Below are 26,039 nucleotides of genomic sequence, written 5' to 3' on the forward strand. Positions count from 1 at the left end.
TCATGGTGTGGGCGTTTTGATTAAGCGTTAGAAACTAAATCATGCCAGAAATGGGCGCCCACCCCCACCTTTTCGCTTGCGCTGCCAAGCAATTTTCATCCGTTCCGCTAGTTTTGCAAGAGGCTCAGATATATGCTTTAAGTGACTACTATCGTAAAATTTATCGGCGCATCCGTATTGACGGATGGATTGAACTTGCAAATGAATCTAAAGGGCTTCCTATTCCTTCCGAAGTTGTTAAAGGCAACGCCTATTCGGATGCATGTGGTTTCACGGACCTCAGTGCATTTTCTGAAAACGATATGTACGCAGTCGGAGGCGAAGGCGATGTCTGGCGCTTTGACGGCGCAAAGTGGCACAACTGTGCGCTACCAACAAAATGCTTATTTGCAATCGGTTTGCTGCGCTGGCGACGGGCTCGTCTACATAACGGAAATGAACGGAAGTGTATGGGGGGGGGCGAACTGACAGTTGGACACGGGTAGCCAATGCAGAAATTAACCCCGGACATCAACCGGTTGATGCGGTCTGGTTCAACGACCGACTATATCTTGGTGCTCAACAAGGCATTTTTACAATCGATTCAAAGAAAAAACAGGTCATCCCTTTACAAAGGGTTGAAGCGGGCGCGCCAAATCCAGCGATCGGGGGACGCCTGGACCTTAGCCAGGACGGAAGATTTTTGTTGACCGCTGGACCTTACGGCGCGTGCCTTAACGACGGGACGGAATGGAGGAAACTATTCAGCGCGTTTGATTTTTGTTGAAAAACAATGTGCTCCATTTAAAGTCACGAACTGAGCATGGTTGTAAATCTTAAGAAAATGATGACGACAGGTGTCTGGAATATTTAATGGAAAACGATACATCAGGCATTGCCTATGCAAGCCGCCCGATACTTCACAACCAACATTGATAATTCGATTCTTGACTTTTCCGACATGAGCGCATTCACCAGTGACGATATGTACGCAGTAAACGGCAAGGGCGATTTGGGGCGCTTCGATGGTGTAAGTTGGCATCGTATTTTGAGGAACGAGACAGATTATCAATCTTACTGACAAAAATTGTTTATTTAATCTATCGTCCGTCTTCCCCTTCCGGCACATCAACTTCCTAGTTAAAAAAAAGCCAACAAGCGCATTGCTTTGACGCGCCTGACAGTGCAAAATACGCAACGCGCAAATGATGTACGAAAGGTCGCAAGTACGGCCAATCACCTGAATATCATCTAAGGTGCTCCGTATTCTCAACTGGCGCAAAATGCCGCGCCAGACTGAATCCTGAACGCCGGCAGGCCACATTGAAAGCCTTCTCAGATCCACAATGAACTTCACGGTTATTGCGCAATTATTGACAGCCAAAAGACGTATTTACTCCTCCCTAGCCGAAAAAAGTAAAAATGATGAACACAAAATTCACCAACTTCGCCAGCATCGTTGCATTGATGGCGCCCCTGTTTGCCAGCAGCCACGCCTACGCGGCCGCCGAATGCCCGATGATCCCGCAAGCGGACGTCATCAAGGCCTTCAACGATCCCAAGGCGCGCATGGATTTCGCCGACCCGTCCGGCATGTGCTCCTTTTCGCTGAGCAACGGCGGCAGCATGACCGCCACCGTCCAAAAGCGCCCGAAAGCGTCGGAAGCCAAAGCCATTTATGACAGCTACAAGGCGACCACCTTCGCTGCCCTGAAACGCAATGCCAGCACCCCTGCCGTCGGCCAGGAAGCGTATTTCGGCATGAGCGCAAAGGATGCCAACCCAGGCGAAGCGGGCTTCATTTCCCTGCAAGGCGATTCCCTGTTCGTGATCAGTTACCGTGCCAACGGCAAAATCGATGACAACGTCGCAGAATCCCTCCTCACCCTCGGTCGCATCGGCAGCGGCAAAAAGGATAACGCGGCGCAATCGTACGGCGAATGCGAATGGTTCACCCCGGCCGAAGTAACTACGCTGCTCGGCAAGGGCAAGCCGACGGTCCAGCGCCTTGCCGCGAACCACTGCATCGCCTCCGCCAATCCAGGCGGCTCGGCCCTGGTCGGCATGACCAGCAAGCACGGCACCAAGGAATCCTTGGGCAACATCATGGCGTCATCCACAAAAATCTGCACCGTGGTGCCTTTGCCGCAACTGGGCGCCAATGCCCACGCATCGTTTGCATGCAAGGCACCGGCCAATACGGCAATGTCGATCAATTTTGTAAAGAACGGCACCCACGTCATGATGATCTACACGCCGCCTAACCGCGCTGCGGCCGAAAGCGACATCAAGGCGCTGGAAGTTGTGACAAAGCGGGCATTTGACCGCTTCTGATATCAGTCAATTAGCGCCTGAAACGCGCCTAGTGGAACGACAGCGTGTCGTTCCACCAGGCGTGGCAAGTACAGTGGTGCGCAGCTTGTCCAGCGCGGCATAAGCAGATGGAAACGCGTATACTCCACTGTACTTTATCCACCAAAGACCGCGATGAGCAAACTGCTGATTACCTACCTCATTCTCATTGCCGGGATGGTGCTGCTGGATGTGCTGTGGCTCGGTGTTATCGCCAAATCGATCTACGCCGATGGCATCGGTCACCTCATGGATGCAGAGCCGCGCTTCGGCCCGGCAATCGCTTTTTACCTGCTGTATGCGGTCGGCTTGATGGCATTCGCCCTCGCACCCCACGGCCCGCGCCGCACCCTGCGCACCACCCTGACTGCGGCAGCCCTGTTCGGCACAGTCGCGTACGCCACCTACGACCTGTCCAACCTCGCCACGCTGCGCGACTGGCCCCTCAGCCTGGCCATGATCGACATCGCCTGGGGCTGTGTCGCTAGCACGCTAGCCGTTCTTGCCGCCAAAATGGCCATGGACGGGCTCGCGCCAGCCTAACAAGCGTTTTTCTTGTTGCATGGACCCGACGACTCCCTGTCCTCCTGCTCCACCAGCACTTCCTCGGCCGAATCCTTGGCAAACTTCAAATGGCCCAGCCCGAAGTACCAGCTCCTGACCTTGGGCGAGGATACCGTGCCGTCCACCCGCACCTGGCGCTCCCCTTCATTGCCAGAACCCTCATCGTCTTCAGCACTTCCAAGCAAATATTTGCGCGCCACCAGATTGCCCTTGACGTAAAAATGCGCCAGGCCGAGCGAGACGGTGTCGCAGTCGACATTTCCGAGCACAAACACGCCGTGCATCAAGCTGGTATCCAATGCGCGGCAATGAAGGTCGCCATTGACCACCAGCAGACGGTCACTGGCAAGCAGCGCATCCTCGAATGGCGAGAGCTTCTGTTTGGAGAGCGTCTTCTTGAAAGCCGCATCGGAAATGCTGATGCTTTCGTCGAGTGTAACGTCCCCCTCGAAGACGATAGCCTGCTTGACGTCGGCGAACTCGCTGAGCGTCTCTTTATCCTTTCTCGAAAGAGGACTAAGCAGCGACATCAGCTTGTATCGCTTGATCACTTCTTTCGCCGGCAGCACCGCGAACGGCGCATTCGGCAGCGCGACACCTTGCTTGGGAACCGGCTTGAGCGCCGTCGCTTGAACAGGCGACAGCACCAACGCGGCGCCAGCCAAAACGGATGCAATAATACGTGAATGAGAAAACATCAAACGGACTCCTTGGTCGGTGCGGGCACAATGGCGAATCGTTTATTTTACGTCAACACTGCGCATTACCCTTACCAGAAATTCCCGCCCCACCGCAGTCACCCCGCCGTCATCGAGCACAACGCATCATGACGCCAGACGCGTGGTCCACCACAGACGTGCTGAATCCACCGTTGAGCACCAGCATGCAACGGTCCTGGAATGATCGATGGGTTTTTCTCGACAGCGTCGACTTCCGCATTCACGGCATCGGATTCTCGGCTCCGGACAGCGCCTGCGTGGCAGGCGCCTACGCCTCCGAAATCGCATCGGATCTGCGCCGTCTGGACCAGCAAGACACAGCGGAAAACGACGCGCTGATGCAGCGCCATTTTCCAGCGGCGCGCTACGACACCGATCCACCCGATCTGGGCCAGGACGCCGCGCGCCAGCTCGACCTGGCCACGTCGTCCTTCGAGCACTGCGCCGTGCTGTGGGGGCCTGAGCCGTTCGACGGCTTTCTGTCGCTACTGGTTCGCGTGAGCCGCCACGATATCTTCATCGGCGCCGGCGCGCACGTGTTCGTACTCCCCTCGGGCGCATACCGGCATCACCTGACAGAAGTACTTGCGCGGCTCCAGAGCCCAGCTACCACGCCGAATACGGCAAGCTGATCAGGCTCGAATTGAAATAGCGCCGGTCGTGCGTGACTTCCTCGCCGATCCAGTCCGGTTTATCGAACTGCTGGTCTTCCGACGCCAGTTCGATTTCAGCAAACATCAAACCCGCATTCGCGCCCAGGAATTCGTCGACTTCCCACACATTGCCCGCGAACGTGATCCGGCGCCGGTATTTTTCAATAATCGGCTGTTCGCACAAGCGCTCCAGCAGCTCATTTGCGTCCGCCAGCGGAATGGGATATTCCCACTCGCCACGGGTCGCGCCTTCGCTGCGCCCCTTGACGGTCATGCTGGCCTTGTCGCCCTCGATGCGCACGCGCACGGTGCGGTCCGGATTGGTGGACAGATAACCCTGGCGCAGCAGCACCGGCTCGCCCAGCGCGCGCCAGGCGTCGCCGGCGAGCAGGAACTTGCGCTCGATCTCGACGCCCACGATCAGCCCAGCGCCTTGAGGATCGGCTGCAGGATTGCCTTGCCCAATTCGCTGCTGCGCGCACCATTCCAGCCGGTGTACGCATCAGGCAGGTCGGCATTGTCCTTGAACGGCATTTCCAGCGTCAGCGACAGGCACTTGAAGGTATGCCCGATATACTTCGACGCCAGGGTCAGCATGTCTTCCTTGTACTTGCTGGCCGCATAGCCATGCACCTTCTGGAAGTCGGGGCTGGCCGCGATGTAATTATCGATGAAGGATGATTGCAGCGCGGCGCGCTCCGGCGTGAAATCGTTCAGCATTTCATTGCCGGCCACAAAGTTGTACGGCAAGGCTTCATCGCCATGGATGTCGAAGAACATATCGCAGCCGATTTCATGGATCTTTTGCTTCACGCACAACACTTCCGGGCTGCGTTCCAGCGATGGCGTCATCCACTCGCGGTTCAGGTTGGCGCCGGCCGCGTTGGTGCGCAAATTGCCGCGCGCGGAACCATCCGGATTCATGTTCGGAATGATGTAGAACACGGCGCGCTGCAACAGCTTGCGCGAAATCGGGCTGGCCTGGTCGAGCAGCGCATCCATCATGCCTTCGACAAACCATTCGGCCATCGTTTCACCCGGATGCTGGCGCGCGATGACCCAGATTTTCTTCTCGGCGGCAGGATTGCCGATCACCACCATGTTCATGTCGCGGCCATCGACGGTGGTGCCGATATCGTGCACGCGCGCCAGCGGGTTTTCCGCCACTTCGCCCAGCAGGCGCAGGTGGCGTTCCCACGAGTACGGTTCGAAATAGGCGTAATACACGCTGTCGAGCTCGGGCGTGTGGGTGAGCGTCATGACTTGGCCGTCGAAGGTGGTCGGCACGCGGAACCAGTTTTCGGTGTCGTAGCTGGCGGCGACCTGGTAGCCCTCGAAACCGGCGGCGTAGGTCGCCTGGCCGGCGTTCAGGAAGCGGATCGTGCATGCCTGCCCGCGCGCGCCTTGCAGGCGGAAGTGGAACCACTGGTGGATGTCGGCGTGCGAGTCCGAACGCAGGTTCAGGTCGATCTGGCTGGCGTTGTCGGCTTGCACGACGTCAATGGCGCCGGAATCGAAATGCTGGCTGATTTTAATGGGCATGGCGGATCCTTCTCGTCGGTTCTCAAAGAAGAGCATCATACCGAAATGCCGCCCGCTTGGGGGCGGGCAACACCAGCGCGGCCGGCTAGAAACCGAGATCCATCAGGTCGCCGCGGTAGCCTTCCATCATCTGGCGCATCAGTTCCACGTTGGCGCGGTTGAGCAGCACCGTCAGGTTGGCCGTGCGGTCCAGTTCCATGGTCATGCGGATGGCATCGTCGAACTGCTTGCACTGCACGCTCAGCACGCGCGGATTGACCACGTCGTCCCAGTCTTCGGGAAGCACGTGCGGCAGGTTCGGCGGCGGCAGCAATTCCGGATCCTGGTTCACCGGCAAGTGCTGCAGCAGCCAGAACACGACGGAAGCGGGCATGAACACGCAGGCATCCTTGCCGCCATCGAAGGAGAACTTGGCCAGCAAGAGATTACCGATGGGATCGCATGACAGGTACATGCTCTTGACTTGGCGGATGACTGCTTGTTTCACGACGGGATCCCTCTGGGTTGTTAAATTGGCGCAACAATTCTACCCCATCCCACAGGCCGCCTGTACGAATCGTCCGACAAAAATGGGGAGCCGCCGCTCCCCGTCACGGCCCGGCTTAGCGTGGCTTGTCGCTGCCTGCCTTGCTGCCGCCGCCCGCGCTCTGCTTGTTGCCGCTGTCCGCCTTGTCGACCGCGGCGCGCGCGCCGCCCTGTTCCGACTGGCGGTTGCCGTGGCTCATGCTGCCCGCGCGGCGTGCTTCCTCGGACGTGAATTCGTGCGCCGTGCCCTTCTGGTGGGCGGCCTTGCCGCCTTCGCTGGCGATTTCGCGCTGGCGCTCGGGATCCATCGATGCAAACCCACGGTTGCTGGTGCCCTTGCTCCCCGGACTGCCGCTTTGCTTGTTGCCTTGGTTGTTTGTAGCCATGGTCATCTCCTTTAGCTAGTGCCTCTGTCTGACCCCACCAGCTGCACGCCGATGAGCGATCAAGCCAATCCATCTTAGCAGCGCGCATCGCTGCGCCTATAGGACAGGATGCATGGACTTTGTAGGACAACAGGCGACGTCCTCTTGGTACTCGACACCCCGAAACCGCCGGTAGGCTTCAGCAAGGATTTGTCCTACACAGTTTCGGAGTGTGTTCCGATACAGTACCCCGCAAGGGACGCGCATGATTCCACTCTTGGCAACGCCGCTCGCGAACTGGACGCTAACCCGGTTCCTGCGCAGATGGCGGCTGCCACCCTATGTTTGTCTCTACCAGGAAAGGAATGAATGATGAATTCGAACCAACGTAGCGAGGGGAACAACCAATCGAGCAATGGCGCCAATGAGAAATCGGCATCGTCGTCGCGCGGCGGCACGGTCGAGAAAGACAATCTGAATCAATCGCAGCAATCGGGCACCCTGGGCGGCTCGACACAGCAGAAAGATGGATCGCAGCAAGGTTCGCAAATCGGACAGCAAAGCACGGAACGTTCCGGCTCGCAAACCGGCAACCAGCAGCAAGGCATCCCCGCACAACACCAGTCCAATGATGTTGCCGGCGGCATGCCGAAAAGCCCGGGCGGCAAACGCTTGTCGGCCGACCAGGACATGGACGACGATACCGGCCTGTCCAACAAGCAAAACCGTCAGTCGGCCGATCTGGACCAGGGCAGCCGCCAGTCGCAACAAAGCAACGTGGGACGCCGCAGCGACGGCACGCCCGACTAAGTAAGCTGCTATTGCGCTGATTCGGGGTGGGCACGGGCAACCGTGTCCACCTTGTGCGTTTGGGGCAGCGCCAGCGTGGCGGCGCTGGCCGGGAATACCGGCTGACGCAAGCCCGGCGCCTCCCAACCGTACAAAAATGCGCAGGCCGACCCGCAAACCCGGCCCTGGCAAGGCCCCATGCCGGCGCGCGTTTGCAGCTTGGCGCTGCGCCAGCCGGCGTGCGGCGCCAGGTCGGCTGCCGCCACATCCTCGCAGCGGCAGACGATGGTCGATTCGCTGCACATCGCCCGCAGCGACGGCAAGGGTGCAAACGCCTGCGCCAGCAGCGCGCCGAAGGCCTGCGCCGTGCCGCGCGCGCGCAGGTCGCGGGCAAGCGGCGCGGCGCCGGCCGCATCGAGTCCCGCAATGCGCCCTTCGGCCAGCGCCTTGTCCACGCCGCCGATGCCGGTCGACTCGCCCGCCGCCCACACGCCCGCCACGCTGGTGCGCTGCGCGCCATCGACGGCGACCCTGCCCTGCTCCACCGCGCAGCCGAACAAGGCGGCCAGTTCCAGCGATGGCGTCAGGCCGAAGCCGCAGGCCAGGAAATCGCAGTCGATTGCCTGGTCGCGCCCGTGGTGACGCAGCAGCACGCGTTCGACGCGTCCGCTGCCTTCGGCGGCCAGCATGCCCGCCCCACGCAGATACGGCACGCCGCGCAAACGCAGCGCCAGTTGCAGCGATTGCAGCAGCTTCCCGTGGTGCGACAGGGCCAGCCGCGCCGCGAAGCGCGCCAGGTCCGCGCTGCCGCGATGTTCGAGCAGCGCCACGACCTGTCCGCCATGTTCGCGCACGGTCGCCGCCACGGCCAGCAGCAGCGGTCCGGTACCGGCCACCACCACCCGCTTGCGCGCCACCGGCATGCCGCCCTTGATCAACGCCTGCAAGCCGCCGGCGCCGGTCACGCCGGGCAGCGTCCAGCCGGGGAACGGCAGCAGCAGCTCGCGCGCACCGCTGCACACGATCACCTTTTCCCATGGCTGGGTGAGCGCTCCGTCCAGCGTTTCCAGCAGCAGCTCGCGCGGGCCGGCCGGCGCCACCACGCGCGCTCCGGACAGCATGCTGACCTGCGGGCGCGCACGCAGCGCTTCCCACAAGCGGCCGGCGCGCTCGTCATTCCAGCGCCGCGGCCCGCCGCGCCATATCTGGCCACCCGGCGCATGGTTCTCATCGATCAGCAGCACGCTCTGGCCAGAGGCCGACGCCGCCTCCGCAGCAGCCAGGCCGGCCGGACCGGCACCGAGCACGATCAGCGGCGCGCTCATGTCCCGCTCCCGGCACCGGTGACGATCACCATGCCGGCGCGGCACGCGCTCTGGCAGGCCAGCCGGTGCGGCCGGCCATCGATGCTGACCCGGCACTCCTGGCAATAGCCCATGCCGCACAACGCAAAGCGCGCTTCGCCGCTCACCGAGCGGCGCGTGCACAGCGAATCGGCCAGCACCAGCGCCGCGATCACGCTCGCACCCTGCGCCACCGCCACCGGCCGCCCGTCCACCTGCACAACAATGTCGTCAGTCGCCATCGTTCACCTCCGCCAATGCCGCAAAACGCGCCGGCGCATACGGCGCCGCGTCGATCTGGCTGGCGCGTCCGATGATCTGGTCGGTCAGCAGGCGCGCGGTAGCGAACGCGGTGGTCGCGCCCAACCCTTCGTGGCCGCAGGCCAGCCAGGTGCCGGGCCGCCCGGGATGGGCACCGATCAAGGGACGTCCATCGGGCGACGCCGGCCGCATGCCGGTCCAGGCGCGCACGATATGCATCTCGGCCAGGCAGGGCAGCAAACCGATCGCGCTGCGCAGCACGGCGCCCAGCACGGCCGGCTCGATGGCGCTGTCGGTGCGTCCATCCTGGCGGCACGAACCCACCAGCCACTGTCCCGTGGGACGCGGCTGCACATTGGCCGCCACCGCCAGCGCATCGTCACCGGCGGCGCTCTGGCCATAATTCATGCTCACGATCTGGTGCGCCAGCCGGCCGGGATAGCGGTCGGTGATCGCCAGGTGTCCCTTGCGCGCAAAAATTGGCAGTTCCGGCATCAGGCGCGCGCACTGCACGCCGGCCGCCACCACCACCGCCCGCGCATCGAGGTGCGTGCCATCATCCAGGGTCAGGCCGCGCTTGCACGCCTTGCCCACGCGCCGGCCAAGATGCAGTTCGCCGCCGGCGCGCGCAAACTGCGCGCTGAGGAACTGCGCCACCGCCGGCGGATACACCACGCTGTCGCCGCGCACGCGCACCCCGCCGCACAAGCCGCGGCGCAATGCCGGTTCCAGCCGCGCGAGCGCGTCGCCATCGAGCGCTTCGGCATGCCAGCCCTGCGCCGACAGGCGCGCGGCGCGCGTGTGCGCCTCGGCCAGCTGATGCTCGTCCTCGGCCACCCACAAGGTGCCGCAGCGCGACGGCTCGCCCACCCCGGGATGGTCCTGCATGAACGCGTCCCACAAGCGCAGCGACATCAGGCACAGCGCCAGCTCGTCGCTGCTCTCGTCGAGCGCCACCAGATGGCCCATGCCGGCCGCGGTCACGCCCGACCCCGGCGTGGCCGCATCGACCAGCGCCACCGTCATGCCCTGTTCGCGCAGCGCCAGCGCGCAGGCCGCGCCGACAATGCCGGCGCCGACCACGATTGCATCGTACCCCCTCGCCACTGTATCAGCCGAAGCGCGGCAGTTGCGGACGCGTTTCCATCGCCGCGCGGATGATGCGCTCGGCGCGGGTGCGCTGTTCGCCTTCGAGCGGCAGGCGCGGTGCGCGTACCCGCTCGGTCGAGCCGAACGCCATCGCTTCGGCCAGTTTGATGTTTTGCACCAGGAAGGTCGACACGTCCAGGTCGAGCAGCGGCCGGAACCAGCGGTAGATCGACAGCGCTTCGGCGTGGCGGCCTTCCTTCATCAGATGGAAAATGGCCACGGTCTCCTTCGGGAAGGCCAGGCCCAGCCCCGCCACCCAGCCCACCGCGCCCACCGCCAGCGCCTCGAACGCCAGGTTGTCGACGCCGGTGAACAGGTCGTAGCGCTGGCCCAGGCGGTTGATGATCTCGGTGCTGCGGCGGATATCGTCGGACGACTCCTTGACCGCCACGAAGCGGGCGTCGTCCGCCAGTTCTTCCAGCATGTCGGTGGTCACGTCGACCCGGTACGCCAGGCGGTTCGAGTAGATCATGATCGGCAAATCGCCCGCCGCGGCGATAGCGCGCAGGGTGACGATGGTTTCACGGTAGTTGGTGTGATAGATCGTGCTCGGCACCACCATCAAGCCATCGGCGCCGGCTTTGGCGGCCTTTTCGGCCAGCGCGCAGGCTTCGCGGGTGCCCGCTTCGGCCACCGTCAGGATGGCTGGCTTGCTGCCGCTGACCTGTTTGGCCAGGCGCAGCACGGCGATGCGTTCGTCCTGTGTGAGCATCGGGCCTTCGCCCAGCGAGCCGCAGGCGATCAAGCCATCACAGCCTGCCTCCATCTGCAAGCCGAAACAGCGCTCCATTTCGCCCATGTCGAGCGAACCATCTTCATTGAACTTGGTCGATACTGCGGGAATGACACCTTGCCACATGGGGGTACCTTGCTTTCTCCGGCGTGCCGGTCGGTTTAGAAGCGTTCAGATTAGCCCTGTCAAGGGCCAAGGTCTTGATCGATGGACGAGCGTGCAAAGGCTCAAATCGGCACAATTATTTTCGCCGCGCCGACTTATACTACCGCATTGCGACCGAACTGGAGAGACACCCGATGGACATGAGTACGCTGTTTAGCGAGGCCCCGGCCATTCGCGCAGTTCAGCTGGCCTCACTGGAAGCCCTGTTCGACGCGCTTAACGATGTAGCCTTTTTTGTCAAGGACCGCGAGGGCCGCTACCTGAGCGTCAACAACACGCTGGTGCGGCGCTGCGGCCTGCGCAGCAAGGACCAGCTGATCGGGCGCACCGCGCTCGAAGTCCATCCGCGCCTGCTGGCACAGACCTACCAGGCGCAGGACCGCCACGTGATCGACAGCGGCACGGCGCTCAAGAAGCACCTGGAACTGCACCTGTACCCGAGCCGCGCGCGCGGCTGGTGCCTGACCCACAAGATCCCCCTGCGCGACGAGAGCGGCGCCATCGTCGGCCTGGCCGGCACCTCGCAAGACCTGGGGCTGGCCGACGAACTGCATCCCGTATACCGCAAAATTGCCGATATCGCCGCCCACATCCGCGAAAATTATCACGCCAACGTCAGCATGGAAGAACTGGCCTGCAATGCCGGCCTGTCGCTGTCGCGCGTGGAACGGCTGTTCCAGCGCGTGTTTCATTACTCGCCGCGCCAGTTGCTGCTGCAATCGCGCCTGGGCGCGGCCATGGCGCTGATCGAATCTGGCACAAAAAACAGTATTGCCCAGATTGCTTACGCCTGCGGCTACACCGACCACAGCGCGTTCAGCCGCCAGTTCAAGGCCCACACGGGCATGAGTCCGGTCCAGTACCGGGCCCATTGCCGGGGGGATTGAGATTACGCCTTCGTCGGACGGGCACTGGCCTAGCGCGGCATCGTGGCCGTGATTCCCGATGTCCGCCCGTATCCGGAAGTGCGCTATCCCGACTTCCTCGACGATTCGGCGCGCGCCGTGGCCTGGACCGTGCGCGAGATTGCCCGCTACGGCGGCGACCCGGCGCGCCTGTTCGTGATGGGCCACAGCTCCGGGCCTACAACGCGGCCATGATGGCACTCGATCCGCAAGGGCTGGCGAAACAGGGCATGCAGCCGGCCGCGCTGCGCGGCTGGATCGGGCTGGCCGGGCCCGACGATTTCCTGCCGATCGAAAACACGAGCACGCAAGCGGTATTCCACTTTCCCGACACGCCACCAGAATCGCAGCCGGTCAACCATGCCAGGGCGGGCACGCCGCCGGCCTTGCTGATTGCCGCCAACAACGACAAGCTGGTCGACCCGGTACGCAACACGCGCGCCATGGCCGCCAGGCTGCGCGGCAACGGCGTGGCGGTGCAGGAACGGCATTTCGACAAGGTCAGATGCCGGGCGGCTTGCCACCGGCGCCAACACCAGGTAAACGCGCCGCCCGCGCACCCTACTCCCCGCGCCATCAAGCGCACACTTGATCTGGATTGAACCGGCGCGATACAGCTGGAACTCGTCCGCCCCTGCGCGAATCGAACCATTCTCATCGTTCATCGCTCGCAGGGAGGCACCATGATCTCGACCACACCCGCTCCGCACGCCCACGCGAGGCCGCCATGCGCCGGCTGAAGGTGCTGACCTGGCAGACCCACGGCAGCTATCTGTACTACCTGACCCAGGCCCCGCACGAGTTTCATGTGCTGTCCAAGCCCGGCCGCCCGCCCGGCTACGGCGGCCGCAGCCCGAACATGCCGTGGGGCGACAATGTGCACGACATGCCGGTATCCGAAGCGCGCCACCATCAGTTCGACTGCATCATCTTCCAGGACGACGAGCAGTACGAGAAAGACCAGTACGAGTTCCTCAGCGCCAGCCAGCGCGCGCTGCCGCGCATCTATATAGAACACGATCCGCCGCGCGCGCACCCCACCGACACGCGCCACCTGATCGACACGCCCGACGTGCTGCTGGTGCACGTCACCCCGTTCAACGCGCTGATGTGGGACAGCGGCGCCACGCCCACCTGCGTGATCGAGCACGGCGTCAAGGTGCCCGAAGGGGTTCACTACCGTGGCCAGCTCGACTGCGGGCTGGTCGTCATCAACCACCTTGCGCGGCGCGGCCGGCGCCTGGGCGCCGACCTCTTTGAAGCGGCCCGTGCCGACGTGCCGCTCGAACTGGTCGGCATGGGGGCGCAGGAACTCGGCGGCCTGGGCGAGATCGAGCATGCGCTGCTGCCCGCCTTCGCCGCCAACTACCGCTACCTGTTCAATCCGATCCGCTACACCAGCCTGGGCCTGGCGGTGATCGAAGCGATGATGATCGGCATGCCGGTGGTGGCGCTGGCCACCACCGAAATGGCGACCGTCATCGTCAACGGCGAGAACGGCTTCATCGATACGCGCCTGGACACCCTGCTCGGCCACATGCGCGAACTGGGACGCAATCCCGCCCTGGCGCGCGCGCTCGGGGCCCAGGCGCGGCGGCGCGCGCGCGAACGCTTTGCCATCGGCCGCTTCCGCGACGACTGGGACCGCGCCCTGTGCCACGTGACCGAGCTGGCACGCGCCCCCTTCCCCGGGCAGCCGTACTGAGCGATTTCCACGACAACATCAACAAAGGAGCTGGCATGTTACTTGGTGACTTACATCCGGAACCGCGCGCCGGCGGCGGCGTCAGGCGCATCGCCATCGTCAGCGAGCACGCCTCGCCGCTGGCCGCGCCGGGCAGCATCGACAGCGGCGGCCAGAACGTCTACGTGGCCCACCTCGCGCGCGAACTGGCGCTGGCCGGCTACCTGGTCGACATCTTCACCCGGCGCGACGCCATCGGCCAGAAGCAGCTGGTGCACTGGCGCCACAACATCCGCGTGGTGCACGTGCCGGCCGGGCCGGCCCACTACATTCCCAAGGAACGCATGCTGCCCTACATCGACACCTTCGCGCGCTTCGTGGCCCGCTTCGCGCGCCGCCAGGAAGCGCTCTACGATGTCACGCATGCCAATTTTTTCATGTCGGGCATGGTTGCCCACCATCTCAAGCAAGTGCTGGGCATTCCCTTCGTCATCACCTTCCACGCCCTGGGCCAGGTGAGGCTGCGCGCGCAGGGGGCGGCCGATGCCTTTCCGCCGTCACGCCTGCAGATCGAAAACACCCTGATGCGCCACGCCGACCGCATCATCGCCGAATGTCCGCAAGACCGGCAAGACATGGAGCAGTTCTACGACGCGCCCGGCAAGCGCATCGACATCGCCCCCTGCGGCTTCGATCCGCGCGAACTGTGGCCGGTGCCGATGCGCCTGGCGCGCCAAAAGCTGGGCCTGACCCAAGGCAAGTTCCTGGTCTTGCAGCTCGGCCGCATCGTGCCGCGCAAGGGCATCGATACCGTGATCCACGCCCTGGCGCTGCTGCGCCGCCAGCATGGCATCGATGCCGAACTGCTGGTGGTGGGGGGCGAGGCCGCCGCCAGCCCCTACCACGACACGCCCGAGCTGGCACGCCTGCGCGCGCTGGCGGCGCAACTGGGCATTGCGCAGCAGGTGCGCTTTACTGGCCGCAAGGAACGCGCCGAACTGCGCTACTGGTACAGCGCCGCCAACGTCTTCGTCACCACGCCCTGGTACGAGCCCTTCGGCATCACGCCGGTGGAGGCCATGGCGTGCGCGCGGCCGGTGATTGGCGCGGCCGTGGGCGGCATCAAGCATACCGTGCGCGATGCCGCGAGCGGCTTCCTGGTGCCGCCGCGCGATGCCCAGGCCGTGGCCGACAAGCTCGCCCTGCTGCAGCGCGACCCGGGCCTGGCGGCCGCCATGGGCGACGAAGGCATGCGCCGCGCCTTCCAGCATTACACCTGGCGCCACGTGGCGCGCAAGGCGGCCGCCATCTATGCCGACGTGGTCGGCAAGCAGCTTCCCGCCGCCAGCGCCGCCTGCGCCGTTTCCCGTTTATCCACCCGATAGGAGAATGCCTCATGTCCGACCACCACCTTGATCACGAACCGCCCAGCCTGCGTGGCAAAGCCGTGTTCGTTACCGGCGGCGCCAGCGGTCTCGGCGCGGCGCTGTGCCAGCTGCTGGCGCGCTCCGGCGCCGACCTGATCGTCGCCGACATCAACCGCGACATGGCCACCGTCAGTGCCAATATCCTGCGCGAACACGGCGTGCGCGTGCACGCGCTCGGCTTCGACGTGGGTGACCCGGCCAGCGCCGAGCGCGCCATCGGCACCGCGCTGGAGCGCTTCGGACGCCTCGACGTCCTCATTAACAATGCCGGCACCGACGTCACCCTGCCGATGGCCGACATGACGCCGCAGCAATGGATGCGCGTCATCGATACCAACCTGAACGGGCCGTTCTTGCTGGCCAAATATGCCTCGCAGCACATGCGCGCGGCCGGGGGCGGCCACATCGTCAACGTCGCGTCGACCGCCGCCAAGCGCGCCTGGCCCAATGCCAGCGCCTACCATGCCAGCAAGTGGGGATTGCTGGGCCTGTCGCACGCCATGCATGCCGAACTGCGGCCGCACAACATCAAGGTCACCGCCGTGATCGCGGGCGGCATGCGCACGCCCTTCCTGCTCGACCGCTTCCCCGACCTCGACCAGGCGGCCTTGCAAGACCCGATGAACGTGGCCCAGGCCATCCGCTCGGTGCTGCTGCTGCCGCGCGAGAGCGTGGTGGCCGAGATCACCGTGCTGCCCATGCAAGAAACTTCCTGGCCATAAACCATGAAAGCGATTTTCCTGGACAAGGACGGCACCCTGGTCGACGACCTGCCCTACAACGCCGAGCCGCGCCGCATCACCCTGTGCAGCGGCGCCGGCGCCGCGCTGCGCCTGCTGGCACGCTGCGATTACCGCTTCTTCATCGTCAGCAACCAGGATGGCATCGCGCACGGCTACTTCGGCGAAGCGGCCATGGAGTGCGTCGAGCGGCGCCTGGCCGACCTGCTGTTCCGCGAGCAGCTGAGCCTGGACGGCTTTTACTACTGTCCGCACCATCCGCACGGCAAGGTGCCGGCCTACGCGCTGCCCTGCACCTGCCGCAAGCCCATGCCCGGCATGCTGCTGCGCGCCGCGCGCGAGCACGGCATCGACCTGCGGGCATCGTGGATGGTGGGCGACATCCTGCATGACGTGGAGGCCGGCAACCGCGCCGGCTGCCGCACCCTGCTGATCGACAAGGGCAACGAAACCGCGTGGCAGCTCGGCCCGTACCGCGTTCCCACCCGCATCGCCACCGACCTGTACGGGGCGGCCGTGATGATCGTCACCGACGACGAGGCCCGCCAATGAGCGCGCCGGACTGGACCAATGCGCGCAACATCCTGTGCGTGCGCCTGGACGCGATGGGTGACGTGCTCATGTGTACTCCCGCGATCCACGCCGTCAAGCAGGCGCGGCCGGATCGCGTGCTCACCCTGCTCACCTCGGCGAGCGGCGTGGCGCTGGCGCCCTACCTCGACGACGTGGACGCCGTGATCGGCTACGCGGCGCCGTGGATCAAGGCCGGCGGCGGCCATCCACCATCCAGCGACAGCGCCTTCATCGCGCGCCTGGCCGAACGCCGCTTCGACGCGGCCGTCATCTTCACCTCCTACAGCCAGAGCGCCCTGCCCGCCGCCCTGATGTGCTACATGGCGGGCATCCCCTTGCGCCTCGGGCATTGCCGGGAAAACCCTTACCGCATGCTGTCGCACTGGGTGCTGGAAACGGAGCCCGAGCCGGTGATCCGGCACGAAGTGCGGCGCCAGCTCGACCTGGTGGGCAGCGTCGGTTGCCGCGTTGGCTGCCACGCTGACAGCGCGCGCTTGCAGTTCGCCGTGTGCGCGGACGATGTGGAAGCGGTGCGGCACATGCTGGGCGAACGCGGCATTGAGCCGCGCCAGCCCTGGGTTCTCATGCACCCGGGCGCCAGCGCGGCCTCGCGCCGCTATCCGCCGGCGCGCTGGGCCGAGGTCATCCGCGCACTGGCCAGGCGCAGCGCTTGCCCGATCGTGCTGACCGGCGATGCGCACGAGGCGGAGTTGATCGACGGCATACGCTCGGCCTGCGGAGTGCGCACGCACTCGCTGGCGGGGCAGCTCGATCTGGGACAACTCGGGGCGGCGATCCGCCTTGCCACCGTCGTGTTGTCCAACAATACGGGGCCGGCGCATATTGCCGCGGCAGTCGGTACGCCGCTGGCGACGCTGTACGCGCTGACCAATCCGCAGCACACGCCGTGGCAGGTGGAAAGCCGGCTGCTATTCCACGATGTGCCGTGCCGCTTCTGCTACAAGAGCGTGTGCCCGGAATTGCATCACGATTGCCTGGCCAAGGTGGCCCCGGAAGCCGTGGTGGAAGCGGTGTGCAGCCTGATGGCAGGGAAAATCCATCAGCGGGCGCAACGCCGTTGACGCTTGCCCCGTGGCTTGCGTCAACGGCGTTGCGCCCGCCACGGCCAGCGATGACGGTGTCGCGCTTGCTCGCCTTTTATTCCGTCGATAAAGCGAAATTCGGGTTGGAGACAATACCTGCGGTCAACCTGGCAGCCACCAGGCTCACTTCGCCATCCGGGATAATCCCGCGCAATCCTTCGCATAGCTGCATGTATTGGGCGATGGTCACGGCGGCGCGATGCGCGTTGAGCACGGTCGCACCGGCTGCACTGGTCATTTCGCTCAGCATGACTTTGACCTCGGAATCGCTCATGGTGTTCTCTCTGTGGGTAGTAAAACGGCGAGTATAGGCTTGCGCGCCGAATGCGTTCGTTCGCGCGCGCACACCCGCAGCGGAACGGCGCTTGCGCGGCTTGAGTGTTAGCATTTGTGGCAACCAGGAGCCCACTCCATGCCACTTCCTACTTCCATTCCGGCGGCACTGCTCGCCTTGTGCTTCCTCGCCGGCACGACAGCTTGCTCCACGCCAGCGCCTGCGCCCGAGCCATCCCTGTTCGTGCGCTTGGGCGGCATGCCGGGCGTGACCGCGGTGGTCGATGATTTCGTGTCGAAGGTGTCGGTCGACCCGCGCTCGAAACGCACCTTCGAAGGCGTCAATCTGACACGGCTCAAGGCCAGCGTGGTCACGCACGTGTGCTCCCTCTCTGGCGGACCCTGCAAGTACGAGGGCGACGACATGGCGCTGGCGCACCGGGGCATGGCGATCAGCAAGGAAGAATTGAGCGTGATGGGCTACTACGTGGACCAGGCACTGCGGCGCCAGGGCGTTGCACGGGAAGACAGGGAAGCGCTGGAGGGCATGCTCGACAAGCTGGGACCCGAGGTATTGAACAAATAAGGGGATCGAACGGGATGCCGGACGGCACCCCGGACTTGCGGCATGGCATGCGTTTCAGCCGCAGTTTTCCACCACCACGTCGCGCACCAGGCCGGCTTGATTGAGGAAAATCGTCACGCGGCCAGCCACGAAATCCTGGGTGATGAGGGCGCCGAACGGCACCACGCGGATACGGCGGCCGGTCAGGTCGCGCAAGGTCAGCGGAAGCGAGCGCGGCAGGTCGCTCGACAAATTCCATGTACGGCAATTGTTTTCCATCATAAACTCCTCGAATGAGTGAAGGACAAGCCGCCAGCGGCAGCTTGTCCGGCCAGGGCGCAACGATTCAGCCCTCGACGATCTTGGTACGCGCGGTGACGGACTTGATCAGTTCAATCGCGGCCAGTACCTTTGCGCGCGAGCTGTAGCTCTCGCCACTGGCGATGATTTCGTGATTCTTAGCCCTCAAACGCCAGCGCCACTCCTTGCGGACTTTTTCCGAAGCTTGTTGGTAGATTTCGAAATACATGATGAACCTCCCATGACGTGAGATGTCAGTGTTACAGAGCGGTATACCCGCCGTTCTGATTGGTTCAACAAATGCCTAGAGCGATATCAAACCGAGGCTTAATTTCTTCAAATAAATTTTGCGTTTGAGCATGGCAACTGCCGGGGAAATTGGTGACGCAAGACATGTTCGACAAACGCCGTAGAATGATGCAAGCCCATTTTGTAAAGAATTCCGTATGACGAACACCTCTCTCGACCAGGCCTGCGCCGACGCGGCCACCCTTGTCGCCCAGGCAGACAGCCTGCTGATCACGGCCGGCGCGGGGATGGGCATCGATTCCGGCCTGCCCGACTTTCGCGGCGACCAGGGTTTCTGGCGCGCCTACCCGGCCTTGGGCAAGCACGGCTTGCGGTTCACCGAGATTGCCAATCCCCGGGCGTTTCGCGAGCGTCCCGAGCTGGCCTGGGGATTCTACGGACACCGCCTGCAGCTGTACCGGCGCACCGTGCCGCACGCGGGGTTTGGCCTGCTGAACCAGATCGGCGCGCGCCTTCCGGGCGGGGCGTTTGTTTTTACCAGCAATGTGGATGGGCAATTCCAGCGCAGTGGCATGGCGGAAGAACGCGTTGTCGAATGTCACGGCAGCATCGAGAAATTGCAATGCCTGGGGGATTGCGGCCAGCCGACCTGGTCCGCACAAGCATTCGTGCCCGTGGTCGACGACGAACAGTGCCTGCTGACCTGCGCGCTGCCGCGCTGCCCCAACTGCGGCGATATCGCACGGCCGAACATCCTGATGTTCGGCGACCGGCAGTGGGATAGCGTGTATGCCGACAAGCAGGAGCACCGCCTCGACCTCTGGCTGGCGCGCCAGAGCCGGACGGTGATCATCGAAATTGGGGCCGGTACGTGGATCCCGTCGGTGCGCGTGTTCGGCGAAAGCCAGCAGCGGCCGCTGATCCGGGTCAATCCGGGCGAATCGGCCGTTGGCTTGCAGCGCGATATCGGCATTGCGCTTGGCGCGCTGGACGGGATTTCACGTATCGCCGCGGCGCTCGACGCGCGGTGACGCCTGCGGCGGAGGCTGCGCAACCCCGTCGTGCGGCGCTAAGCGCGCTTGAGGCGGCCAGCGGCGCCGTCAAGCTGCGCCATGGCGGTCCTTACCCGCTGGTCCAGGAACGGGGCGATGGCAGCGACCCGCGCGGGCGGCACGCCCCACAGCGCCTCGCCCAGCACGCAGGCGGTCGCGGCAATGGTGTCGCTGTCGCCGCCGTGATACAGGCAGGCGGCCAGCAAGGAATCGAAGTCGTCGCTTTCCGCCAGGCAGCTCATCACGTCCACCAGCGTATCGTCGGCGCGCACACGCATCGGGGAACCGGCCTGGTGATGCGCCTCGACCGCGTGCAGGCTGCCGCCGCCCGCTTCCCACGACGCCAGCAGATCCTGCTTGCTGGCGCCGTGCAGGGCTGCCCAATGTAATTGCACGTAGGTATCTGCCGCCTGCATCGCGCTCGGATGGCCATGGGTGGAGCGCGTGATGTCCGCCGCCAGACGGCGTGCCTCATCCAGGCCAGGGGCGAGCACGGCGACCGGGCCGAGACGCATCAGCGCGCCGTTGCCCCAGCTCACCAGCTGTTCCGAGGACGAACCCAGCGCCCAGGCGGCGAACAACTTGCCGTAGCCTGCCTGCGGATAATGGGCAACCCAGGTACGAAAGGCTTCCTTGAGCGGCGTTCCCGTCAGCAGATGTTGCGCCACCGCCAGCGTAATGATGGTGTCGTCCGTGAACGAGTGCGCCGCCGTCAGTTCGGGAACCGTGCGCGACAGTGTGCGCGATTTTTCGAAATGGGAACCGTAGATGTCCCCGACAAGTGTTCCCAACATGGTGTTCTCCTATTGCAAAGAAACGGTACGCCAAGCGGACGTGTTTTAATGCGCTTGCGGCACCGGAATGGCCGGCTGTCGAACAGGATGCGAGGAGCGAGATCAAATGATGCTGGCAATGCTGTTGATGGCTGCGGGACCCGCCATGGTCGTCGTTCGGGAAGACGACGTCAAGCGCGACGAAGCGCCACCACTGCCTGGAAGCAAAGTGCGCCGGCACTACCTGCACCACGACTATGCCGACGAGAAACACGATGCCTGGGCCAAACTCGGCACACACATGACGATGCTATTGAAATGATCGACTATCAGTCCGCCGACGAGCTCGCAGTCCTCGTGTTATTGCCCGCTCTTGTTCAGGACGGATGGCTCAAAATATGGCAACTTACTTCCCATTCACCTTGCGCTTCTTTTTCAAAAACCGTGAAGGGAGTCTTGAACTCAATTGAAAACACGTGGCCATTGACACACCACACTCGGGCTCGCAATTTCGCCTTGGCTTGTTTTGCATTTAGATCGACCACAGCAATTTTAAATTCGTCAGTACGGGCATAGCATATATCGCGAGGAAAATCGGGTTTTCCATTTCGCATTACCCACCAGTTCACATGCCGACCATCAGGACTTCGATGAATCTTATTAATTGCTTGGAGCTGCTTCCCCCAAAGTTCGGCATCTTCGGGAGATAGCTGCAATTGAACTGCATTGAAAATTGCAGTCTCAAGCTGTGAGAAGGCTACCTCGGGGAAGAATAATTTTTTCAGTAATCCGATTAGCGAGGACATGTGCACCCCGCCAGTCCCGCTCCAGTTGCGCCGGCCCCGGCGCCCGCTGCCGCGCCTTTGTATACGTTTGGAAAACGGGTCCATTGCGCCACGGCCGGTCCCATGATCGAATTAGCGTCCTTCCATGCCCTTGACATGAAATTATATCGATAAAGATCAGATCGAGCGTGTGTCGCGATTGAAACGTAATTGCCGTTCAATATTGATCTTGGGCCGCCCATACGAGCAGGTATCCAGTGTGAGAACTCCTTGCCGACTCCTGCGGCTCCCGCAGCTCGAACGCCCCCGGCGAGGCCGGTCGCCGCGCTGGCCGCCATTCCGGCCCATTCACCATTACTGTATTCCGGCGAGCACATATTTATCCCGCCGCTGACATCGAAAAGATCACGCAACAGCTGCCCTTGCCCCAAAAGCATGGCATCACCCATCCCTGCGGAGAAATCCGTGACACCCTGCGGAAGTGAAGGCCATTCGAAAAGTCCGAGCGGATCGATGTAGGACAACGGATTTCCGTTCACGTAGCCGAAGGTGTTCATGCCGCCGTCGAGCCCAATAGGATCGCTCTGCACATACCTTCCAGTCTGCGGATCGTAGTCGCGATAGTAATTGTAATGGAGGTTGGTCTCACGATCATAATATTGTCCGGGGAAGCGCAGGTTGAAAGCAAAGTTCCCCACTCGGATCGGGTTTTCGTCAGGTGGATCCTCGCCGAAAGGATTTGCACTATCCCAGCGCCACACCATTTTGTTGTCGCTGGCACGTGTGATGGCGCGCGGCGTCCCCAAGTGGTCGGTGTAGACATAGTACGCATTCTCTCCAGCGCCCGGCGCGCGCGGTTTGACTAGGGCGACCGGCACCCCCTCCAGGTAAATCGTTTCCTGTATCGGAGTCCCTGCACTGTCATACTCGCCCACTATGCGGCCCGCCTCGTCGTAGACAAAGTAAGTCGACGCGCCGGCTGCATCCACCTTCATAGCCCGCTGGCCGAGTCCGTTGTAGCGGTATTGGACAGCCGCGCCACCGACGCCCGTGGTGGTGCTCAGGCGCCCGTTGTTGCTGTAGCCGAAGCGTATCGTTCCGTCGCTGACGAGGTTGCCCGTGGCGTCGTACGTATTGCGTTTGCCCGGCGCCGGACCGGCAGTGGCGGTCAGCCGATTGCTGCCGGGATCAATCACGTTGAGGTAGCTATTAGCTCCGAGAATGACTTTGGTCCGGTTGCCGCTGGCGTCGTATTCAAAGCGTTGGCTGGCGATAGAGCTGGTAAAGCCGATCAGGCGATCACGTCCATCGTAGCTGTAGCGCTGGTCCAGTCTGCTCGACGTGGCGTTCCCCGCATGCGTGGTCGCCACAATTCGTCCGGCGGCATCGTAACTGAGCGTGCGCACCGATCCGCCGACCATGGGATGGCCAAGCAGATAGCTGACCAGACGGTTCTCGAGGTCAAACTGGCGCTCGTATTTGTTGGGACTGCCCGCGCTGTGATTACCCCATAACCATGCGCGCACGGCGCCAAACGGCTGGTAGCTTATCTGACTCAGAATGGTCGTGCGCGCAACACCGGGGCGCGTCAGTCCAAGGGTGGACGGCTTCCCGTTGCTGTCATAGGTGACATCGATGCGATTGCCGCTGGGGTAGGTCATCGAGGTGACGTGTCCAACTGCACTTCCCTCGCTGCCATAGGTGTAGGCGGTCACGAAGCGCCTGGACGCCGGGCCGCTCGTCTGTTCTTTCCTTGTAAGCCTTCCCATGCCATCGTAGGCGTACACCGTTTTCCCAGCCTCATCCGTCATTGTGGTCACGCGGCCCGCTGCCGGGCTGCCGGCAGCGCCGTATTCAAACGTGCTGGTGCCGATGGCGGTCACGCGCCCCGCCGCGTTGTATCGATAGGCGGTCTTGCGTCCAGCCGCATCGACGCTCGATATCACGTTCCCCGCGCCGTCGAACTGTGTGGTCGTGGTGCCGGTATCCGGGCTGACGAGCGCCGTTTGCTGCCCCAGCCCGTTGACGACGTAGCGCGTCTGCAAGCGGCGCGGATCGAGCACGGATGCAAGCTGATCCTGCTGCGTGTAGGCGTAGTCGATCGTTGCCGGCTTGCCCGTGGCATCCGCCGCAGGCAGCATCTGTTGGATCAGACGGTTGAACGTGTCGTAAGTTCCCTTGCTGGTGCGGCCCGCCGGATCGGTGCTCGATGTCAGGTTGCCGGCCGCATCGTATTCAAAGCGCGCGCCGGGGTCTTTGGCACTGCGCTGTTCCCGCTGCAAGCGACTGAGCGCGTCGAAGGCGCGCGTGGTTTGCGCTACCAGTTTGCCGCCAGGATCTTTCACCTCCTGGCGCACGACATTGCCCATCGCATCGAGCGTGAAGCTAATGCTGTTACCGGCGCGATCACGCAAGCCGGTCATGCGGTGCGCGTCGTCGTAGGTGTAGCTCAGCGCCGAGCCGTCGGGCGCGGTCGTACGGATCAGTTGCCCGGCGACGTCGTACTCGTAGCGCGTGGTTTCGGTTCGTCCGCTGGCGTCGCGGACGGTGCTGGACGCCAAGCGCTGGCGCAGGCCGTATTCAAGTCCGACCATCTGGCCGTTGGGACGCTGGATTTTCGTCGGCAACCCGTCCTCGCTGTATTCGAGGTAATTGGTGACCTCGCCAACGCTGTTGCGCATGCTCGCCAGGTCGCCGGGGGCATGGCTTGCAGTGGTATCGGCGTAATAGACCATGCTGGTCATTTCGGCCTTACCATTGGCACCCACCGGGCCGGTGCTCGTCAGCATCTGCCCGGTGCGGTTGTAGGTGTAGCGCCATTCCTGGACAGGGCCGGTTCGGGCAGCCGCAAAGCCGAGTCCGCCGTTACTGTCGGTGCTCGCCTGGACGATTGCTCGGCATACGACGGCAATCGGCTTCCCGTTGGGCATCACTGCGCCGCCGGCGCATTCCACGACCTTGCCTGCGGCATCGCGTTGGCCGTTGTAGACGGTCGTTTCAACGCGCCCAGGCGCGGCGATCGCGCTGGCAAGTGGCCAGTCCGGATGCCAGCCCGTACTGGTCTTGCGCGCGCCGGCTGGAATCGCACTATCGATGCTCGCGGGGCATGCGGCATCCTTGGCCAGCCCGCTCGTGCGTGCCAGTTCGGTCCCACGGACGGGATCGCTGATGAAGCAGGTCTTGTTTCCGTTGAAATCGGTACGGCTCTCGACATCGCCTTTGTTACTGTAGGTGGTTGACTTGGCACTTGCGGCGCAGCCAGCGCCGGCGGGCTGGCTTTCGCCGACAATCCGCCTCTTCCCGCGATCGGAGTCGTACCCAAGGTCGATGTCGCGGCTGCTGCCGAGCGGATCGGTCATGATCCGGCTGTCCGAGGTGGGATAGGAAAATGTGTAGCGCTGTGCACCGCCGGCGTGCTCCGTCAGCACTGCCCTCCCTTCGCCGTTGTACGCATAGGTGGCAAAGCGCTTGCCGTGTTCATCGGTGATTCCGGTGAGCAGGAAGCGGTCGTTGGGGTCTTCGTAGTGGTACGCGCGCGATGACGTCTCGATGCCTGAGCGGTCGAGGTAGTGCACGCCGATCAGGCGAGCCGTGCCGGCAATGGCCGGGTAGCCGTCTATGACAGTGCGCTCATATTCGTAGCGTACGCTGCCGGTAACACCGGAGATCGATACAACGACGTCGCCGTCCCATGCGATTGTCAGGCTACGGCCGCTTGCGTCGACAATCTTGCTGAGCTGTTTTTTTGTGTCGTAGGTGTAATGCGTAGCTATGCCGGTGCGCGTATGAACGCTGCTGAGCATGAAATCGTCGCCGCTCCGGAGGTAACGCTCGACGGTGCCGTCCGGCGTCGTCACGAGCCAGACGGCATCATCTGAGCCTTGCACTTCCAGGGTCGTGCTCCTGTCGTAGCCGGATTTGTATATGCCGTTGTCCTGCCGCTTGAATTCGAAATGGCTGCCGTCGCTCAGCGTGCCGGAGACAGTCGACCTGGCCTTGCCAGTGACGTCTTTTGGCGCCGAAAAGACGCGCTCGAAGGAAAACGACCAGCCCACGCCTGCCGATTGCCCGCCGCCGCTGTCGCGCACGCTACGGTAGATACGCTGGACGCGCAGTGCATCGTTGGCGCCGCCACCCAGATCGGTTTCATGCTGAACTTTGGCGCCGCTGATAAACTGGACCGGGTTTCCAGCTGCCTCTCCACACTTCAAGGGGGCAGGAGGTTCAGGAGGTTCCAGCGGTTCCTTGCGACAAAAGCCCTGTCCGTAATGGTGATAACCGGATTTGCAGTGCAGGATGGCGAGCGAGTACCAGCTAACGCTACCTCTTGGAGAAAGCCTGTAGCGGTAATTGTCAACAAAGATGTCGCGTAAAGTCATGCGGCTTGCTTTAGTATTTCTGGTTGTTCCCGTTCAGGATTTAGCCAGACCTCATCCTTCAAATTCCAGTTCCTTGTCGTGCCAGACCATCG

At 63.1% G+C, this 26,039-nt stretch carries 32 protein-coding genes; 16 read left to right on the forward strand and 16 right to left on the reverse strand.

The annotated features are described in order from the left end of the window. Positions 1-41: 41 nt before the first annotated feature. Complete coding sequence (locus tag F2P44_RS32530; protein WP_167093949.1) at positions 42-485, forward strand: hypothetical protein; 444 nt, start codon at positions 42-44, stop codon at positions 483-485. 254 nt (positions 486-739) lie between these two features. Here F2P44_RS32530 and F2P44_RS32535 read toward each other — a convergent pair whose 3' ends face one another. Then, on the reverse strand, positions 740-1,336 hold the full coding sequence (locus F2P44_RS32535) for a hypothetical protein (RefSeq protein ID WP_167093952.1): 597 nt from the start codon (positions 1,334-1,336) through the stop codon (positions 740-742). Positions 1,337-1,401: 65 nt separating this feature from the next. On the opposite strand from F2P44_RS32535, the gene F2P44_RS32540 reads away from it, so the two are divergent. Then, complete coding sequence (locus F2P44_RS32540; protein WP_167093954.1) at positions 1,402-2,313, forward strand: helix-turn-helix domain-containing protein; 912 nt, start codon at positions 1,402-1,404, stop codon at positions 2,311-2,313. Between the two features lie 153 nt (positions 2,314-2,466). Continuing rightward, entirely contained in the window at positions 2,467-2,874 is a 408-nt protein-coding gene (locus tag F2P44_RS32545) for a DUF2177 family protein (protein WP_167093956.1), read from the forward strand. Here F2P44_RS32545 and F2P44_RS32550 read toward each other — a convergent pair. Then, on the reverse strand, positions 2,871-3,593 hold the full coding sequence (locus F2P44_RS32550) for a hypothetical protein (protein WP_167093958.1): 723 nt from the start codon (positions 3,591-3,593) through the stop codon (positions 2,871-2,873). The two genes, F2P44_RS32545 and F2P44_RS32550, sit on opposite strands and share 4 nt — an antisense overlap. Before the next feature lie 185 nt (positions 3,594-3,778). Here F2P44_RS32550 and F2P44_RS32555 point away from each other — a divergent pair, with 185 nt between their 5' ends. Further along, entirely contained in the window at positions 3,779-4,246 is a 468-nt protein-coding gene (locus F2P44_RS32555) for a hypothetical protein (protein ID WP_167093960.1), read from the forward strand. Here the strand turns inward: F2P44_RS32555 and F2P44_RS32560 are convergent. The 4 genes from F2P44_RS32560 to F2P44_RS32575 all read right to left on the reverse strand — a co-directional run bounded on the left by F2P44_RS32560 (position 4,221) and on the right by F2P44_RS32575 (position 6,720). Then, on the reverse strand, positions 4,221-4,685 hold the full coding sequence (locus tag F2P44_RS32560; protein ID WP_167093962.1) for a CYTH domain-containing protein: 465 nt from the start codon (positions 4,683-4,685) through the stop codon (positions 4,221-4,223). The two genes, F2P44_RS32555 and F2P44_RS32560, sit on opposite strands and share 26 nt — an antisense overlap. Positions 4,686-4,687: 2 nt before the next feature. Continuing rightward, positions 4,688-5,809, reverse strand: a complete 1,122-nt coding sequence (locus F2P44_RS32565) for a M14 family metallopeptidase (protein ID WP_167093964.1) — start codon at positions 5,807-5,809, stop codon at positions 4,688-4,690. An 85-nt stretch (positions 5,810-5,894) separates the two neighbouring features. Further along, positions 5,895-6,296, reverse strand: a complete 402-nt coding sequence (locus tag F2P44_RS32570) for a hypothetical protein (RefSeq protein ID WP_289313431.1) — start codon at positions 6,294-6,296, stop codon at positions 5,895-5,897. Between the two features lie 115 nt (positions 6,297-6,411). Further along, positions 6,412-6,720, reverse strand: a complete 309-nt coding sequence (locus F2P44_RS32575) for a KGG domain-containing protein (RefSeq protein ID WP_167093966.1) — start codon at positions 6,718-6,720, stop codon at positions 6,412-6,414. Positions 6,721-7,071: 351 nt separating this feature from the next. On the opposite strand from F2P44_RS32575, the gene F2P44_RS32580 reads away from it, so the two are divergent. Next, complete coding sequence (locus F2P44_RS32580) at positions 7,072-7,509, forward strand: hypothetical protein (protein ID WP_167093967.1); 438 nt, start codon at positions 7,072-7,074, stop codon at positions 7,507-7,509. A gap of 8 nt (positions 7,510-7,517) precedes the next feature. On the opposite strand, the gene F2P44_RS32585 is transcribed toward F2P44_RS32580, so the two are convergent. Genes F2P44_RS32585 through F2P44_RS32600 form a run of 4 tightly spaced genes read right to left on the reverse strand, consistent with a single transcriptional unit; the run spans position 7,518 to position 11,100 of the window. Next, on the reverse strand, positions 7,518-8,813 hold the full coding sequence (locus tag F2P44_RS32585; RefSeq protein ID WP_167093969.1) for an NAD(P)/FAD-dependent oxidoreductase: 1,296 nt from the start codon (positions 8,811-8,813) through the stop codon (positions 7,518-7,520). Further along, positions 8,810-9,073, reverse strand: coding sequence for a 2Fe-2S iron-sulfur cluster-binding protein (locus F2P44_RS32590; RefSeq protein ID WP_167093971.1), 264 nt, complete (start codon positions 9,071-9,073; stop codon positions 8,810-8,812). The genes F2P44_RS32585 and F2P44_RS32590 overlap by 4 nt, the downstream gene beginning before the upstream one ends. Beyond that, positions 9,063-10,175, reverse strand: a complete 1,113-nt coding sequence (locus tag F2P44_RS32595; protein ID WP_370662780.1) for an NAD(P)/FAD-dependent oxidoreductase — start codon at positions 10,173-10,175, stop codon at positions 9,063-9,065. The genes F2P44_RS32590 and F2P44_RS32595 overlap by 11 nt, the downstream gene beginning before the upstream one ends. Before the next feature lie 28 nt (positions 10,176-10,203). Beyond that, the gene (locus tag F2P44_RS32600; protein ID WP_167093975.1) at positions 10,204-11,100 is read right to left on the reverse strand and encodes a dihydrodipicolinate synthase family protein; all 897 of its coding nucleotides are present in this window, start codon (positions 11,098-11,100) and stop codon (positions 10,204-10,206) included. A 179-nt stretch (positions 11,101-11,279) separates the two neighbouring features. On the opposite strand from F2P44_RS32600, the gene F2P44_RS32605 reads away from it, so the two are divergent. The 8 genes from F2P44_RS32605 (at position 11,280) to F2P44_RS32635 (ending at position 17,550) form a co-directional block, all read left to right on the forward strand. Next, the gene (locus F2P44_RS32605) at positions 11,280-12,026 is read left to right on the forward strand and encodes an AraC family transcriptional regulator (RefSeq protein ID WP_167093977.1); all 747 of its coding nucleotides are present in this window, start codon (positions 11,280-11,282) and stop codon (positions 12,024-12,026) included. 48 nt (positions 12,027-12,074) lie between these two features. After that, positions 12,075-12,239 (forward strand): alpha/beta hydrolase, encoded by a 165-nt coding sequence (locus F2P44_RS36470; RefSeq protein WP_370662781.1) that lies wholly within the window; start codon positions 12,075-12,077, stop codon positions 12,237-12,239. Further along, positions 12,236-12,646: an alpha/beta hydrolase family protein gene (locus F2P44_RS36475; RefSeq protein WP_308610516.1), complete on the forward strand. Its 411-nt coding sequence runs from the start codon at positions 12,236-12,238 to the stop codon at positions 12,644-12,646. The genes F2P44_RS36470 and F2P44_RS36475 overlap by 4 nt, the downstream gene beginning before the upstream one ends. Before the next feature lie 125 nt (positions 12,647-12,771). Continuing rightward, positions 12,772-13,749 (forward strand): glycosyltransferase, encoded by a 978-nt coding sequence (locus F2P44_RS32615; protein ID WP_167093979.1) that lies wholly within the window; start codon positions 12,772-12,774, stop codon positions 13,747-13,749. A gap of 35 nt (positions 13,750-13,784) precedes the next feature. After that, on the forward strand, positions 13,785-15,113 hold the full coding sequence (locus F2P44_RS32620) for a glycosyltransferase (RefSeq protein WP_167093981.1): 1,329 nt from the start codon (positions 13,785-13,787) through the stop codon (positions 15,111-15,113). 11 nt (positions 15,114-15,124) lie between these two features. Continuing rightward, a complete protein-coding gene (locus F2P44_RS32625; RefSeq protein WP_167093983.1) occupies positions 15,125-15,877 on the forward strand; it encodes an SDR family oxidoreductase in 753 nt (250 codons plus the stop codon). 3 nt (positions 15,878-15,880) lie between these two features. Continuing rightward, entirely contained in the window at positions 15,881-16,447 is a 567-nt protein-coding gene (locus F2P44_RS32630) for a D-glycero-alpha-D-manno-heptose-1,7-bisphosphate 7-phosphatase (RefSeq protein ID WP_167093985.1), read from the forward strand. After that, positions 16,444-17,550 carry a glycosyltransferase family 9 protein gene (locus F2P44_RS32635; protein WP_167093987.1) on the forward strand — a complete coding sequence of 369 codons (1,107 nt, stop codon included), beginning with the start codon at positions 16,444-16,446 and terminating at the stop codon, positions 17,548-17,550. The genes F2P44_RS32630 and F2P44_RS32635 overlap by 4 nt, the downstream gene beginning before the upstream one ends. 76 nt (positions 17,551-17,626) lie before the next feature. Here the strand turns inward: F2P44_RS32635 and F2P44_RS32640 are convergent, their stop codons facing one another. After that, complete coding sequence (locus tag F2P44_RS32640; RefSeq protein WP_167093989.1) at positions 17,627-17,845, reverse strand: hypothetical protein; 219 nt, start codon at positions 17,843-17,845, stop codon at positions 17,627-17,629. Positions 17,846-17,983: 138 nt separating this feature from the next. On the opposite strand from F2P44_RS32640, the gene F2P44_RS32645 reads away from it, so the two are divergent. After that, positions 17,984-18,430 (forward strand): group I truncated hemoglobin, encoded by a 447-nt coding sequence (locus tag F2P44_RS32645; protein ID WP_167093991.1) that lies wholly within the window; start codon positions 17,984-17,986, stop codon positions 18,428-18,430. Positions 18,431-18,484: 54 nt separating this feature from the next. Here F2P44_RS32645 and F2P44_RS32650 read toward each other — a convergent pair whose 3' ends face one another. Further along, a complete protein-coding gene (locus F2P44_RS32650) occupies positions 18,485-18,688 on the reverse strand; it encodes a hypothetical protein (protein WP_167093993.1) in 204 nt (67 codons plus the stop codon). A gap of 67 nt (positions 18,689-18,755) precedes the next feature. Further along, positions 18,756-18,938 (reverse strand): YegP family protein, encoded by a 183-nt coding sequence (locus F2P44_RS32655; RefSeq protein WP_099876225.1) that lies wholly within the window; start codon positions 18,936-18,938, stop codon positions 18,756-18,758. A gap of 217 nt (positions 18,939-19,155) precedes the next feature. On the opposite strand from F2P44_RS32655, the gene F2P44_RS32660 reads away from it, so the two are divergent. Then, a complete protein-coding gene (locus F2P44_RS32660; RefSeq protein WP_167093995.1) occupies positions 19,156-19,989 on the forward strand; it encodes an SIR2 family NAD-dependent protein deacylase in 834 nt (277 codons plus the stop codon). Between the two features lie 38 nt (positions 19,990-20,027). Here the strand turns inward: F2P44_RS32660 and F2P44_RS32665 are convergent, their stop codons facing one another. Next, positions 20,028-20,804, reverse strand: a complete 777-nt coding sequence (locus F2P44_RS32665; protein ID WP_167093997.1) for an ADP-ribosylglycohydrolase family protein — start codon at positions 20,802-20,804, stop codon at positions 20,028-20,030. Positions 20,805-20,910: 106 nt separating this feature from the next. Between F2P44_RS32665 and F2P44_RS35955 the strand changes: the two genes are divergently transcribed. After that, positions 20,911-21,105: a hypothetical protein gene (locus F2P44_RS35955; RefSeq protein ID WP_167093947.1), complete on the forward strand. Its 195-nt coding sequence runs from the start codon at positions 20,911-20,913 to the stop codon at positions 21,103-21,105. Between the two features lie 55 nt (positions 21,106-21,160). Here F2P44_RS35955 and F2P44_RS32675 read toward each other — a convergent pair whose 3' ends face one another. Continuing rightward, the gene (locus F2P44_RS32675) at positions 21,161-21,589 is read right to left on the reverse strand and encodes a hypothetical protein (protein WP_167093999.1); all 429 of its coding nucleotides are present in this window, start codon (positions 21,587-21,589) and stop codon (positions 21,161-21,163) included. Then, positions 21,577-25,947 (reverse strand): RHS repeat-associated core domain-containing protein, encoded by a 4,371-nt coding sequence (locus F2P44_RS32680; RefSeq protein WP_167094001.1) that lies wholly within the window; start codon positions 25,945-25,947, stop codon positions 21,577-21,579. Before F2P44_RS32680 ends, F2P44_RS32675 begins: the two co-directional genes overlap by 13 nt. Between the last annotated feature and the right edge of the window lie 92 nt (positions 25,948-26,039).

The organism is Massilia frigida (genome assembly GCF_011682175.1).
Taxonomy (GTDB): Bacteria; Pseudomonadota; Gammaproteobacteria; order Burkholderiales; family Burkholderiaceae_D; genus Telluria_A; species Telluria_A frigida.

Bases quoted from the DNA above. Each gene is read 5' to 3' on its own strand.
- F2P44_RS32530 (WP_167093949.1), top strand. From the start codon at position 42: ATGCCAGAAATGGGCGCCCACCCCCACCTTTTCGCTTGCGCTGCCAAG.
- F2P44_RS32540 (WP_167093954.1), top strand. From the start codon at position 1,402: ATGATGAACACAAAATTCACCAACTTCGCCAGCATCGTTGCATTGATG.
- F2P44_RS32545 (WP_167093956.1), top strand. From the start codon at position 2,467: ATGAGCAAACTGCTGATTACCTACCTCATTCTCATTGCCGGGATGGTG.
- F2P44_RS32550 (WP_167093958.1), bottom strand. From the start codon at position 3,593: ATGTTTTCTCATTCACGTATTATTGCATCCGTTTTGGCTGGCGCCGCG.
- F2P44_RS32555 (WP_167093960.1), top strand. From the start codon at position 3,779: ATGCAACGGTCCTGGAATGATCGATGGGTTTTTCTCGACAGCGTCGAC.
- F2P44_RS32565 (WP_167093964.1), bottom strand. From the start codon at position 5,809: ATGCCCATTAAAATCAGCCAGCATTTCGATTCCGGCGCCATTGACGTC.
- F2P44_RS32575 (WP_167093966.1), bottom strand. From the start codon at position 6,720: ATGGCTACAAACAACCAAGGCAACAAGCAAAGCGGCAGTCCGGGGAGC.
- F2P44_RS32580 (WP_167093967.1), top strand. From the start codon at position 7,072: ATGAATTCGAACCAACGTAGCGAGGGGAACAACCAATCGAGCAATGGC.
- F2P44_RS32585 (WP_167093969.1), bottom strand. From the start codon at position 8,813: ATGAGCGCGCCGCTGATCGTGCTCGGTGCCGGTCCGGCCGGCCTGGCT.
- F2P44_RS32590 (WP_167093971.1), bottom strand. From the start codon at position 9,073: ATGGCGACTGACGACATTGTTGTGCAGGTGGACGGGCGGCCGGTGGCG.
- F2P44_RS32600 (WP_167093975.1), bottom strand. From the start codon at position 11,100: ATGTGGCAAGGTGTCATTCCCGCAGTATCGACCAAGTTCAATGAAGAT.
- F2P44_RS32605 (WP_167093977.1), top strand. From the start codon at position 11,280: ATGAGTACGCTGTTTAGCGAGGCCCCGGCCATTCGCGCAGTTCAGCTG.
- F2P44_RS36475 (WP_308610516.1), top strand. From the start codon at position 12,236: ATGATGGCACTCGATCCGCAAGGGCTGGCGAAACAGGGCATGCAGCCG.
- F2P44_RS32615 (WP_167093979.1), top strand. From the start codon at position 12,772: ATGCGCCGGCTGAAGGTGCTGACCTGGCAGACCCACGGCAGCTATCTG.
- F2P44_RS32620 (WP_167093981.1), top strand. From the start codon at position 13,785: ATGTTACTTGGTGACTTACATCCGGAACCGCGCGCCGGCGGCGGCGTC.
- F2P44_RS32625 (WP_167093983.1), top strand. From the start codon at position 15,125: ATGTCCGACCACCACCTTGATCACGAACCGCCCAGCCTGCGTGGCAAA.
- F2P44_RS32630 (WP_167093985.1), top strand. From the start codon at position 15,881: ATGAAAGCGATTTTCCTGGACAAGGACGGCACCCTGGTCGACGACCTG.
- F2P44_RS32635 (WP_167093987.1), top strand. From the start codon at position 16,444: ATGAGCGCGCCGGACTGGACCAATGCGCGCAACATCCTGTGCGTGCGC.
- F2P44_RS32640 (WP_167093989.1), bottom strand. From the start codon at position 17,845: ATGAGCGATTCCGAGGTCAAAGTCATGCTGAGCGAAATGACCAGTGCA.
- F2P44_RS32645 (WP_167093991.1), top strand. From the start codon at position 17,984: ATGCCACTTCCTACTTCCATTCCGGCGGCACTGCTCGCCTTGTGCTTC.
- F2P44_RS32650 (WP_167093993.1), bottom strand. From the start codon at position 18,688: ATGGAAAACAATTGCCGTACATGGAATTTGTCGAGCGACCTGCCGCGC.
- F2P44_RS32655 (WP_099876225.1), bottom strand. From the start codon at position 18,938: ATGTATTTCGAAATCTACCAACAAGCTTCGGAAAAAGTCCGCAAGGAG.
- F2P44_RS32660 (WP_167093995.1), top strand. From the start codon at position 19,156: ATGACGAACACCTCTCTCGACCAGGCCTGCGCCGACGCGGCCACCCTT.
- F2P44_RS32665 (WP_167093997.1), bottom strand. From the start codon at position 20,804: ATGTTGGGAACACTTGTCGGGGACATCTACGGTTCCCATTTCGAAAAA.
- F2P44_RS35955 (WP_167093947.1), top strand. From the start codon at position 20,911: ATGATGCTGGCAATGCTGTTGATGGCTGCGGGACCCGCCATGGTCGTC.
- F2P44_RS32675 (WP_167093999.1), bottom strand. From the start codon at position 21,589: ATGTCCTCGCTAATCGGATTACTGAAAAAATTATTCTTCCCCGAGGTA.
- F2P44_RS32680 (WP_167094001.1), bottom strand. From the start codon at position 25,947: ATGACTTTACGCGACATCTTTGTTGACAATTACCGCTACAGGCTTTCT.